Consider the following 12,521-nt stretch of genomic DNA (forward strand, 5'->3'; position numbering starts at 1 on the left):
CTCCATCCGGCCCACAGCACGGGCAGGCCCCCACGCGGGCCCGCACGAGGCCGCCGAGCAGTTCGGGCATGCGCGGGTCCGCGGGCGGTGCGGCCGGTCTCACTCGGTGGTGTGGTGCACCCGGCTGTGCTTGCGGCCGTAGGCGAAGTAGATGACCACGCCGATGACCATCCAGATGCCGAACCGCAGCCATGTCTCGGCCGGCAGATTGAGCATCAGCCAGACCGACGCGGCCACCGAGGCGATCGGGAGCAGCGGGACCCACGGGGTACGGAAGGCGCGGTGCAGCTCGGGGCGGGTGCGGCGCAGGACGATGACGCCCAGGGCGACGACCACGAAGGCGAAGAGCGTGCCGATGTTCACCAGCGTCGCGAGCTCGTTGATGCTGGTGAATCCGGCGACGATCGCGATGATCACGCCGAGCAGGATCGTCGGGCGGTACGGGGTGCGGAAGCGCGGGTGCGTCCTCGAGAAGAACCGCGGGAGCAGCCCGTCCCGGCTCATCGCGAAGAACACCCGGGTCTGACCGAGCAGCAGGATCATGCAGACCACGGTGAGGCCGATGGCGGCGCCGAAGCTGATGATCCCGGCGTAGACGGGGTGCCCGACGGCCTTGAAGGCGTCGGCGAGCGGGGCGTCCACCGAGAGGTCGGAGTAGTGCTCCATTCCCGTGACCACGATCGATACGGCGACGTAGAGCGTGGTGCAGATGAGGAGCGAGGCCATGATGCCGCGCGGCATGTCGCGCTGCGGGACCTTGGTCTCCTCGGCGGCCGTGGCCACCACGTCGAAGCCGATGAAGGCGAAGAAGACGACCGAGGCGGCGGTGAAGATGCCCATGACACCGAAGTTGGTGGGGGCGTACCCGAAGATCAGCTGGACGAGCGGGGCCTGCAGGCCCGATCCGGCGGACTGCGGCTGCGCCTCGGGGATGAAGGGCGAGTAGTTCGCGGTGTCGATGAAGAAGAGACCCGCGATGATCACGATCAGCACCACGGCCACCTTGATGGCCACCACCACCGTCGTGACCTGGGCGGAGAGCTTCATGCCGAGCACCAGGACGACGGTCAGCACCAGGACCAGGGCGAAGGCGAGGAGGTCGAAGCCGAATCCGGCCGTCGCATCGGTTCCGGAGAGCGCGTCCGGCATGGACCAGCCGATGTTGTCCAGCAGTGAGCGGACGTAGCCGGACCAGCCGACCGCCACCACCGCCGTGCCCAGGGCGAACTCCAGCACCAGGTCCCAGCCGATGATCCAGGCGACCAGTTCGCCGAGCGAGGCGTACGAGAAGGTGTAGGCGGAGCCGGCCACCGGGACGGTGGAGGCGAACTCCGCGTAGCAGAGCGCGGCCAGGGCGCAGACGACGCCCGCGACCACGAACGCGATGGCGGTGGCGGGTCCCGCGGTCTCCTTGGCCACCTTGCCGGTGAGGACGAAGATTCCGGTGCCGATGATGACGCCCACCCCGAAGACCGTGAGGTCCAGGGCGGAGAGGGACTTCTTGAGAGCGTGCTCCGGCTCCTCGGTGTCGCGGATGGACTGTTCGATCGTCTTGGTCCGGAACAGCCCGTCCCGGCTGGGGGGCAGGTCCTGCTGCGTGCTCACCGGCGTACCTCCACGCACTCGTCGTGCATGCCATGATTCGGACCGGGTTGCCCGCAGCACGCCCCGCAGGGCGCGACTTCACGCGAATGGGCCGGTCGGACCACCCGTACAGGGTGGGCGACCGGCCCAATCGTGGTGCGTCGTGGCGGATCAGTCCCGGACGGGCTCCACCACGGAGCGGCTCTCCGCGTCCGTCCCGTAGCGGCCGTCGAACTTGGCGACCAGGCCGGTGACCTGCCGCGCGATGTCCGGTGCCGTCAGCCCGATCTCGGCCATGACCTCCTTGCGGGAGGCGTGGTCGAGGAAGACCGGCGGGATGCCGAAGTCGCGCAGCGGTACGTCGACGTCGGCGTCGCGCAGCGCCTGGGCGACGGCGGAGCCGACGCCACCGGCCCTGCTGTTGTCCTCGACGGTGACGACGACGCGGTGCCGCGCGGCGAGCGGGGCCATGGCCTCGTCCACGGGCTTGACCCAGCGCGGGTCGACGACCGTGGTCGAGATGCCCTGGGCGTCGAGCAGATCCGCGATCTCCAGGCACATCGGGGCGAGCGCGCCGATGGAGACGAGCAGGACGTCGGGCCGGGACGTGCCGGGCTCACGGAGCACGTCCATGCCGCCGACCGTGCCGACGGCCTTGACCGACGGGCCGACCGCGCCCTTGGAGAAGCGGACGACCGTCGGGGCGTCGTCGACCGCGACGGCCTCGCGCAGCTGGGCGCGGACCTGGTCGGCGTCGCGCGGGGCGGCGATCCGCAGCGTCGGCACGCACTGCAGGATCGACATGTCCCACATGCCGTTGTGCGAGGCGCCGTCCGTGCCGGTGACCCCGGCCCGGTCCAGTACGAAGGTCACGCCGCACTTGTGCAGGGCGACGTCCATCAGGACCTGGTCGAAGGCGCGGTTGAGGAAGGTGGCGTACACCGCGAAGACGGGGTGCAGCCCGCCGGTGGCGAGGCCCGCCGCGGAGACCGCGCCGTGCTGCTCGGCGATGCCGACGTCGTAGATCCGGTCCGGGAAGGCCTTCTCGAACTTGGTCAGGCCGACCGGCTGGAGCATGGCCGCGGTGATCGCGACGATGTCCTCGCGTTCCTTGCCGAGCTTGACCATCTCCTCGCCGAAGACGGAGGTCCAGTCGAGGCCGGAGGTGGCAACGGGCAGTCCGGTGTCGGGGTGGATCTTGCCGACGGCGTGGAATCGGTCGGCCTCGTCCAGCAGCGCCGGGGTGTAGCCGCGGCCCTTCTCGGTGAGGCAGTGGATGATGACCGGGCCGCCGAAGCGCTTGGCGCGCTGGAGTGCGGACTCCAGTGCCTCCAGGTCGTGTCCGTCGATCGGTCCGACGTACTTCAGGCCGAGGTCCTCGAACATGCCCTGTGGCGCGATGAAGTCCTTGAGGCCCTTCTTGGCACCGTGCAGCGTCTCGTACAGCGGCTTCCCCACGACGGGAGTGCGCTCCAGGAGGTCCTTGCCGCGGGCCAGGAAGCGTTCGTAGCCGTCGGTGGTGCGGAGCGTGGCGAGGTGGTTGGCGAGGCCGCCGATCGTCGGCGCGTAGGAGCGCTCGTTGTCGTTGACGACGATGACGAGCGGGCGGTCCTTGGCGGCGGCGATGTTGTTCAGCGCCTCCCAGGCCATGCCGCCGGTGAGCGCTCCGTCGCCGATGACCGCGACGACGTGGTCGGGACGGCCCAGCACCTCGTTGGCCTTGGCGAGGCCGTCGGCCCAGCCGAGCACCGTGGAGGCGTGCGAGTTCTCGATGACGTCGTGCTCGGACTCGGCTCGCGAGGGGTAGCCGGAGAGGCCGCCCTTGCTCTTGAGCTTCGTGAAGTCCTGGCGGCCGGTGAGGAGCTTGTGCACATAGCTCTGATGGCCGGTGTCGAAGAGGACCTTGTCCTTCGGCGAGTCGAAGACCCGGTGCAGCGCGATGGTCAGTTCGACCACGCCCAGGTTGGGTCCGAGGTGTCCGCCGGTCTTGGAGACGGCGTCGACGAGGAAGGTCCGGATCTCTTCGGCGAGCTGCTCCAGCTGCTCGGGGGTGAGCCGGTCCAGGTCACGCGGTCCACCGATGCGGGTCAGCAGATCCCATCCGTCGCCCACCACCGCCCGTGCATGACGCGCTTCGCGCGGCTGTGTCACCGTGCCTCCTTGCGATTGTGCTGGTCGAGCATGCCGATCCGATGAGTCTAACGGCCTGCCCCGCGACCGGAAGCGGGCGCCCGGCCAGGGTGTGCTGTCCCACACCGCACCGGTACACGACCGTGCCCGGCGCCCTGTGGAGAGGGGCGCCGGGCACGGTACGGCGTCGCGGTGTCACCGGTCGAGGCCCTGGGGCCTCTCGTTTGGATCATGCCGGGCTCGCGGGGTCCGGCCTGATCCAAACGAAAGGCCCTAGGCGCGGCCTGCGGTCTTCTGCGTGCGGCGGGAGACCGAGTCGATGACCACGGCGGCGAGGAGAACCGCGCCGGTGATCATGTACTGCACGGCGTTGGCCATGCCGATCATGTTCAGGCCCTGCTGGATCGACTGGATGACGATCATGCCGAGGAGCGCGGACCAGACCTTGCCCCGGCCACCGAAGAGGCTGGTGCCGCCGATGACCGCGGCCGCGATGACCAGCATCAGGGTGTTGCCGCCGCCGACGCTCTTGGTGGCGCCGCCGGAGAGGCTGGCGATGAAGAGCCCGCCGAAGGCGCCCAGCGTGCCGGAGAGCGCGAAGACGATGATCCGGATCCGGTCCACGCTGATACCGGCGCGGCGCGCGGCCTCGGGGTTGCCGCCGACCGCGAAGACCTGGCGGCCGAAGGCCGTACGGCGGGCCACGAAGTCCGCGATCACGAGGACGGCGAGGAAGAGCACCAGGGCCAGCGGCAGCCCGCGGGCGCCCGCGGGCTCGTTCAGGACGTACGCGACGACGAAGCACAGGACGGCGACGATGCCGGTGCGCAGCACGATCTCGGCGATCGGGCGGGCAGGCAGGTTCGCGGCCTTGCGGCGCTTGCTGTCCACCAGCAGCGACGCGGCGTACGCGAGCACGGCGACCAGGGCGAGGGCGTAGCCGACGGCCTTGTCCTCGAAGAAGTAGTTGGTGAGGTCCTCGACGACACTGCCGGACGGCGTGTTGATCGAGCCCTCGCCGCCCATCATCCAGTCCTGCAGACCGCTCCAGCCGAGGAAGCCGGCCAGGGTGACGACGAAGGCCGGCACCCCGATCTTGGCGAAGAAGAAGCCGTGCAGGGCGCCCAGCGCTGTTCCGGCGAGGACGGCGAGGACGATCGCCAGCCACTCGGGCCAGCCGTGGTTGACGTTGAGCACGGCCCAGGTGGCCGCACCGACACCGGCGACCGAGCCGACCGAGAGGTCGATCTCGCCGAGCAGCAGCACGAACACGATGCCGACCGCCATGATGCCGAGGCCGGAGCTGTAGACGGCGATGTTGGCGACGGAGCTGGCGGAGAGGAAGTTGCTGTTCTGGAGCTGGAAGACGATCGCGATGACGATCAGGCCCACGAAGACGGGCAGGGAGCCGAGCTCACCGCCGCGCACCTTGCGGGTGAACTCCGACCAGTAGCCCTTGAACCCCTCCTCGCGTACGAGGAGGCGCGGGTCCACCGCGGGGACGGGCGCCGTCGACGGCTCGGCCGCCTGGGCCGGCACCGTGGCGTTCTGCTCGGCCTTCCCGGTCTTCTCGGTGGAAGGTCCGGGGGTCTTGGCGAGGTCGCTCACTTCGCGTCCTCCTTCGTGACTGAGCGTGCCTGACGGCGCGTGACGGCATTGTCCGTGGCGCCGGTGATCGCGGCGATGATCTCTTCGTGCGACGTGGTCGCGACGTCGAAGACGCCGTTGTTGCGGCCCAGTCGGAGCACCGCGACCTTGTCCGCGACGGCCCGCACATCGGCCATGTTGTGGCTGATGAGGATGACGCCGTGGTCGCGCTCGCGCAGCCGCTCCACGAGGTCGAGGACCTGGGCGGTCTGCTCGACGCCGAGTGCGGCGGTCGGCTCGTCAAGGATGACGACCTTGGGGTCGCCGATCAGGGCGCGGGCGATGGCCACGACCTGGCGCTGGCCACCGGAGAGCGAGGCGACCGGGATGCGGACGCTGGGGATCCGGATGGACAGGGTGTCCAGGAGTTCCTTGGCGCGCTTCTCCATCGCGATCTCGTCGAGGACGGAGACGCTGCGCAGTTCGTTGCCGAGGAAGAGGTTGGCGACGACATCGAGGTTGTCGCAGAGGGCCAAGTCCTGGTAGACGGTGGCGATTCCGAGGTCCTGGGCGTCGTTGGGCCGGTTGATCCGGACCGTCCCGCCCTCCCACTCGATGGCGCCTTCGTCAATCGGGTGGACCCCCGAAATGGTCTTGACGAGGGTTGACTTGCCGGCGCCGTTGTCGCCGACCAGGGCAACCACTTCGCCGGGGTGAATCTCCAGGTCCACATCGGTGAGCGCCTGAACGGCGCCGAACCGCTTGGAGATTCCGCGCAACGCCAGCACGGGCGTAGCGGACACGTGAATCATCTCCTTCGCCGCCTGACCGGCGGGGATGGTGCTGCATTGCACAGGGGGGTGCCGGTTCGGGCCGCCGGACCGCCGTCGTCGCCCGGTGGCCGTGAGGCCTGGGGCGGCGGCAGTCCGACGACCGGATCCGGCGAGAGGAGTCCGGCCCCGCCCCCGCTTTGCGGGGCGTTGACGGGGCGGGTGCCGGACTGGCAAGGGGCGCCCCTGAGGGCTTGCCCGCCGGTGCTACTTGATGCCGGCGGCGTCGCAGGCCGCCTTGTACTCGGCGGTGCAGATGTCGGAGGCCTTGTAGACCTTGTCCGCGACGATCGTGGAGCCGATGTTCTCCTTGGTCACGACCGTGGCGTCGTACAGCCGCGACGGGATGCCCTTGAACTCGCCCGAGAGGCTGTCGACCTTGGTGTTGGTCAGGTCGTCGAACTTCTCGCCCTTGAGGAGCTTCACCGCGATGCCGGCGGTGGTGTCCGCCTGCGGCTTGATCTGCTTGTAGATCGAGAACGACTGCTCGCCCGCGAGGATGCGCTGCAGACCGGCGAGCTCCGAGTCCTGGCCGCCGACCGGGACCTTCACGCCCTGCTTCTTGAGGGCGGTGATGATGCCACCGGCCATGCCGTCGTTCGCGGAGTAGACGCCCTGGAAGCCCTTCTTGCCCAGCGAGTCGATGGCGGCACCCATCTTCTTGTTCGCCTCGTCCGGCGACCAGTCCGGGATGTCCTGCTCGTAGACGACCTTCTTGACCTGGGTGTCCAGGACGCTGTGCGCGCCCTTCTTGAAGAAGGGGGCGTTCGGGTCGAGCGGCGAGCCGTTGATCATGACGACATTGCTGCTCTTGGCCTTGTCACCCAGCGCCTTGACGAGAGCCTCACCCTGGAGGCGGCCGATCTTCTCGTTGTCGTACGAGATGTACGCGGAGATCGGGCCCTCGGCGAGACGGTCGTACGCGACGACCTTGACGCCCTTCTTGTCCGCCTGCTGGATCCAGGACTTCGCGGCCTTGTAGTCGACCGTGTCCAGGACGATGACCTTGATGCCCTGCGTGACCAGCGCGTCGAACTGCTTCTTCTGGGTCTCCGCGTCCCCGCCGGCGTTGTTGTACTTGACGTCACAGTCGGAGCAGAGCGCCTTGATCTTCGCCTCGATCATCGGGCGGTCGAAGGTCTCGTAACGCGTGGTCTTGTTCTCCGGGAGCAGCAGGCCGATGGTCTTGCTGTCGCCACCGCTGCCGCTGTCCTTGTCGTCGCCCGCCTTGCCACAGGCTGCGAGGGAGACGGCCATGGAAACCGCGGCCGTGCCTATGACGATGCGTCGCGTCATTGCGTTCATTCTGGGTGTGCCTCCCTGACGAGGCCGCAGCGTTGCGGCCGAGGTGGCTGGAAGTCAACTCGGCCCCGAGGCCAGCGTCAAGGAGTAAATCCTTAACGAGATGACAACGGTGCCATTCGTTATCTAAGTGAAGGCAGGAGTCGCAGCGGGGAGGGTGCTCTCCAAAAGGGTTGAATCCCCCATCTCACTCAGGACGAGGGCGAGCGCGCCCAGCACCTCCGCCCGGCCGCCGAGGGCTCCGGGGAGCACCGACAACTGCCGTGCGGCGCTGGGGATGGAGTAGCGCGAGACCGAGTCGCGGATCGGCCCGAGGACCAGTTCGCCCGCCTCCGCGAGCGAACCGCCGAGCACCACCCGGCTGGGGTTGAGCAGATTGCAGAGGTTCGCCACCCCGCTGCCGATGTGCCGCCCGACGTCGCCGATCACCCGGCGGCAGCCCGGATCGCCCTCACGGGCCAGCTGGACCACCCGCTCCATGGTGAGATCGGGGCCGTGGCTGGGCTGGAGCAGGGGCAGCACGTACCGCGCGGCCGTGAACGTCTCCAGGCATCCCCGGTTGCCGCAGCGGCAGACCGGGCCCGATTCGTCGAGGGTGATGTGGCCGATCTCGCCGGCCGTGCCGCCGGGGCCCCGGTAGATGTGCCCGTCGATCACCAGACCGGCACCGACACCGCTGGCGACCTTGATGTACGCGAGGTCCCTGACCCCGCGGCCGCTCCCCCAGACCAGCTCCCCCAGCGCCCCGAGGTTGGCGTCGTTGTCGACGTAGACCGGTACCCCGAGGCGTCCGGCCAGCTCTTCCCTGGGGTTGATGCCCGTCCAGCCCGGCAGGATCGACGTGGAGCCCAGCGTGCCGGACTCGACGTCGATCGGGCCGGGAACACCGAGGCCGACCCCGATCACCTTGCCGGGGCTGATCCCGGTCGTCTCGATCAGCCGGTTGACCAGCTGTTCCGCCCGCCCGAAGCCCTCGGCCGAGGAGGCGTCCACGTCCAGCGGCTCGGACTCCTCGGCGAGCACCTGGTGGGCCAGGTTGCCGACCGCCACCCGAAGGTGCGTATGTCCGAAATCGACGCCGATGACGATGCCCGCGTCACCACTGAGCGAGACACTGCGGGCACGGCGGCCGCCCGCCGAGGTGGGGGTCACCTCGACCGTGCCGCCCTCTTTCAGTTCGCGAACGATATTGGAGACGGTGGCCGCGGAGAGGCCCGTGCTCCTGGCGATCTCCGCCTGGGTGAGTGAACCCGCCATACGTACGGCGCGCACTACCCGCTCAAGGTTGGCGCGATGCAGAGATGTCTGCGACCCCGGAGTCTCCATCGACTCTCTCACTCCTGCCATATTCTCCAACATGTGAACTCTAAGCTGAGCGTTTTGGGGTACTCCCCGTCAAGACCTTGAGCAGTCGAAGCCTCGGATGAGCACCGGACCCTCGCACGACGACGTCGGCGAACTCCCCCGTACACAGACGAACCGCCCGCCGGCGTGGATGCCGGCGGGCGGTTCGGTTCGTTCAGAGGTCAGCGCGGACCGCAGGTGGAGCCGGGCGGCGCTGGGGAGCTGTTACTTCACGGCTCCCGCCGTCAGGCCTGCCACCACCTGGCGCTGGAAGATGATGTAGGCCGCGAGGACCGGCAGCATCGCCATCACCAGGCCGGCGAAGAGACCGGACCAGTCACCCTTGTAGCCCTGGCCGTTGGCCAGTTCGACCAGGCCCTGGGAGAGCACCCGGTACTTCGGATCGGTGTTCAGCACCGTTGGCAGCAGGTACTGGTTCCACTGACCGAGGAAGTTGAAGATACCGACGCTGATCAGGCCGGGCTTCGCCATCGGCAACATCACCTGGAAGAACGTCCGGGTGTGCGAGGCCCCGTCGAGCATCGCCGCCTCCGCCACCGAACTCGGCAACGAGCGGAAGAACGAGGTGAGGAAGAAGACGGTGAAAGGCAGCGAGTACGCGATGTAGACCAGGATCAGTCCGTGCCGCGTGTTCAGGAGGCCCATGTTGTTCATCACGAAGAACAGCGGGACCAGCGCCAGGATGATCGGGAAGCTCATTCCGCCGATGAACAGGTAGTACACGAAGCGGTTCCCGGGGAAGTCGAACCGCGCCAGCACGTACGCCGCCATCGAGCCGAGCAGCAACGTGCCGATGAGCGAACCGCCCACCACCAGGATGGTGTTCAAGAAGTAGTCGCTCATGTGCGCCTGACTCCAGGCACGCGACCAGTTCTCGAAGTGAAGCTTGTCCGGCAGCGCCCACGGCGTCGACAGGATCGAGTCATCTGTCTTGAACGAGGCCATGATCGCCCAGAGCAGCGGCATGACCACCAGGATCGCCCAGATGACCAGTACGCCGTGCGAGAAGACATTGAGGACCTTGCCCTCGCTGCCCTTCTCCTTGCCGCCCTTCTCGGGCGCCTTGGACACGGGGGCCGGTTCCTTCACCGTGACCACGGGAGGGGTATCAGTGGCCTTCACGTGTGCTCACCTCGTACTACTGTCGAGCCGGCCACCGGGGCCGGGCTGTCTTGCCTGCTGGGGATCCGGGCGCCGCGCCCCGGGGAGCACGGCATCAGAACTCCAGCCGCTCGCGCCGGCCCAGTCGCATCACGATGGCGGCGAACGCCATGGTGATGAGGAGCAGTCCGACACCGATCGTCGTCGCGTATCCGGCCTGACCGTCGCGGAAGGCCGTCTGGTAGACGTACAACGGCAGGACGGTGGTCGCGTAGTCGGGGCCGCCGGGGCCCACGGTCATGACCTGTACGGCCGTGAACGCCTCGACCCCGAGCGCCAGGATGCCCATGTAGACCCAGCCCGACTGCACGGTGTCCCAGAGCAGCGGCAGGGTGATCCTGAAGAACGTCGTGACGCGGCTGGCCCCGTCCAGGAGCGCCGCCTCGTAGAAGTCCTTCGGGATGGAGGCCATTCCGGCGGAGAAGAGGACGACGAAGAATCCGACCGTCGACCAGATCAGCACCGACATGACGCAGATGAGCGCCAGGCTGGGGTCACCCAGCCAGTCCGGCTGAATGGAACCGAGCCCGATTCCCTTGAGCGCCGAATTCAGCATTCCACTGCGCGGGTTGAACGCGAACTGGAACAGCAGGGCGACGATGACGATCGAGAGCACCTGCGGGAAGAAATAGGCGATCTTGTAGAAACCCGAACCCCGCACGCCGGAGACCGCGGCGTTCTTGCGCCGCCGGCCCCCGACATTGAGCATGAAGGCGAAGAAGAGCGCGAGGCCCAGCGTCACCAGCGGCAGCAGCAGCACAAGCAGCACACTGTGCTGCAAGGACTTCCAGAAGATGTCGTCCTTCAGCATCCTGGTGTAGTTGTCGAAGCCGACCATCTTGAAGTCGGGGCTCAGACCGGTCCAGTCCGTGAACGAATAGTAGATGGCCTGGATGAACGGCCAGATGACGAAGACCGCGTACAACACCAGTGGGACTACCAAGAATCCCACAATGAAGCGGTACTTGCCGTGCTGCATCGTTTACCGACCCCGATCTTTCCGCGGGTGCCGCCGCTGGTGACGGTTACTCACTGGTGCTTGTAGTGCTTGATGGACTGGTCCTTGGCCGCGGCGTCCGCGAAGCCCTGGATCTTCTTGATGGCCTCGGCCGGAGTCAGGCGCCCGGCCATCATCTCGCCGATGCCCGCCGTGCCGATCTGCTCCTTCTGGAGCTTGGCGTACCAGTCCTGCATACGCGGGTTCACCACGTTGGCGCCGGCCTTCTTCAGGACGTCGACGCCGGCCTGCATGGCCGTGGACAGGGTGAGACCATCGGTGCCGCCGTTGTAGGCGCTCAGCGACTTGACCTGCTTGGTGAAGTTCTTCGAGGACTCCTCGGAGAGCATGATGCGCAGCTGCTCCATGCCGCCCTCGGGGTTCTTCGCCTTGGCCGGGACGATGAAGGGCTCGCCGCCGGACGCCCAGAGGGTGCCGAACGGCAGCTTGTCGGACGAGTCCAGGCTGGACGGCGCCGCGACCATCATCTTGAAGTCCTTGGGCGTGGTCGGCGCCGCCTCGTTCTCCACCCACGAACCGTTCGGGATGAAGAGCGCCTTGCCCTTGGTCCACTCGGTCTGGGACTGGATGTGGGTCAGGCCCGGGGTGCCCTTGAGGATGTACCCCTTCTTGTACAGCTCGTAGTACGCCTCGAACGCCGACTTGACGGCCGGGTCCTTCCAGGCGTTCGGCTCCAGGTTGTCGATCTTGTCGAGAACCTCCCGGCCGCCGATCTTGGCGATGAACGGGTAGAGCGAGAACGGAAGGTAGTAGGGGTACTTACCGGCGTAGGTCCAGCCGGCGATGCCCTTCTTCTTCGCCTTCTCGCACAGGGCGAGCATGTCGTCCCAGTTCTCGGGGTACTGGGCGTCCAGGTTGTCGAGCGCGGTCTGCGAGTACCAGACGCCGTACACGGTGTAGGCGTAGTACATGATCCAGACCGGGTCACCGTCGAACTGACCCATCTCCAGAACACCCGGGCGCAGGGTGTCGCGGACCTTCTTGCTCGGGTCGTCGAAGGACGGGGCGTCCATCAGCGGCGTCAGGTCGAGCAGCTGCTTCTTGCCGACGAGGACACCCATGTCCATCTGCTCGGCGCCCGAGTTGTCGATCAGGTCCGGCGGGGTGCCACCGTTGAACCGCGGCTGCAGCTGCGACTGGATCTTCTGCGTCGCGGTGTGCTTGACCTTGGCCTTGGGGAACGCCGCGGTGTACTGCTTCTCCGCGTCGATCGCGTACTGCTGACCGAAGCCGCCGTCGAAGATGACCACGTCGAGACCGGCCGTGTCATTGACGCCCAGCGGGTTCTTCGCGCTGGTCTTGCCCTTCTTGACCGTGTCGTCGCTGCTGCTGTCGCTACTCGCACACGCCGACAGGAAGCTCATTGTCGGGACGGTGATCAGACCGAGTGCGGCAGACCGCTTGATCACGTCGCGACGGCCAAGGCCCTCATTCTTGTGGGCGGAGGTGGATCCCATGCTCAAGTCCTCGCCTTCTACAGGACTCAGGCGGTGTTGTACCGGTCGCCCATCGATATTCGCCTAAGGCGAAGGGCCCCGCCACCG

The 12,521-nt window shown here is 67.6% G+C and carries 9 protein-coding genes; all 9 read right to left on the reverse strand.

Annotated features, from left to right (window positions below; all coding sequences use genetic code 11):
- Positions 1-99: 99 nt before the first annotated feature.
- Positions 100-1,605 (reverse strand): amino acid permease, encoded by a 1,506-nt coding sequence (locus OG322_RS06595; RefSeq protein WP_123463190.1) that lies wholly within the window; start codon positions 1,603-1,605, stop codon positions 100-102.
- Positions 1,606-1,755: 150 nt separating this feature from the next.
- Positions 1,756-3,678 carry a 1-deoxy-D-xylulose-5-phosphate synthase gene (dxs, locus tag OG322_RS06600; RefSeq protein ID WP_185095550.1) on the reverse strand — a complete coding sequence of 641 codons (1,923 nt, stop codon included), beginning with the start codon at positions 3,676-3,678 and terminating at the stop codon, positions 1,756-1,758.
- 309 nt (positions 3,679-3,987) lie between these two features.
- A complete protein-coding gene (locus OG322_RS06605; RefSeq protein WP_398911887.1) occupies positions 3,988-5,322 on the reverse strand; it encodes a sugar ABC transporter permease in 1,335 nt (444 codons plus the stop codon).
- Positions 5,319-6,113 (reverse strand): ATP-binding cassette domain-containing protein, encoded by a 795-nt coding sequence (locus OG322_RS06610; protein WP_123463188.1) that lies wholly within the window; start codon positions 6,111-6,113, stop codon positions 5,319-5,321. Before OG322_RS06610 ends, OG322_RS06605 begins: the two co-directional genes overlap by 4 nt.
- Before the next feature lie 225 nt (positions 6,114-6,338).
- The gene (locus OG322_RS06615) at positions 6,339-7,436 is read right to left on the reverse strand and encodes a substrate-binding domain-containing protein (RefSeq protein WP_370374987.1); all 1,098 of its coding nucleotides are present in this window, start codon (positions 7,434-7,436) and stop codon (positions 6,339-6,341) included.
- 123 nt (positions 7,437-7,559) lie between these two features.
- Positions 7,560-8,759, reverse strand: a complete 1,200-nt coding sequence (locus tag OG322_RS06620; protein ID WP_123463186.1) for an ROK family transcriptional regulator — start codon at positions 8,757-8,759, stop codon at positions 7,560-7,562.
- 243 nt (positions 8,760-9,002) lie between these two features.
- Positions 9,003-9,920 carry a carbohydrate ABC transporter permease gene (locus tag OG322_RS06625; RefSeq protein ID WP_164494459.1) on the reverse strand — a complete coding sequence of 306 codons (918 nt, stop codon included), beginning with the start codon at positions 9,918-9,920 and terminating at the stop codon, positions 9,003-9,005.
- A 94-nt stretch (positions 9,921-10,014) separates the two neighbouring features.
- Entirely contained in the window at positions 10,015-10,938 is a 924-nt protein-coding gene (locus tag OG322_RS06630) for a carbohydrate ABC transporter permease (protein ID WP_123463184.1), read from the reverse strand.
- Positions 10,939-10,988: 50 nt separating this feature from the next.
- Positions 10,989-12,434 (reverse strand): N-acetylglucosamine/diacetylchitobiose ABC transporter substrate-binding protein, encoded by a 1,446-nt coding sequence (gene ngcE, locus OG322_RS06635; protein ID WP_123463182.1) that lies wholly within the window; start codon positions 12,432-12,434, stop codon positions 10,989-10,991.
- Between the last annotated feature and the right edge of the window lie 87 nt (positions 12,435-12,521).

The organism is Streptomyces sp. NBC_01260 (assembly GCF_036226405.1).
Lineage (GTDB): Bacteria > Actinomycetota > Actinomycetes > Streptomycetales > Streptomycetaceae > Streptomyces > Streptomyces laculatispora.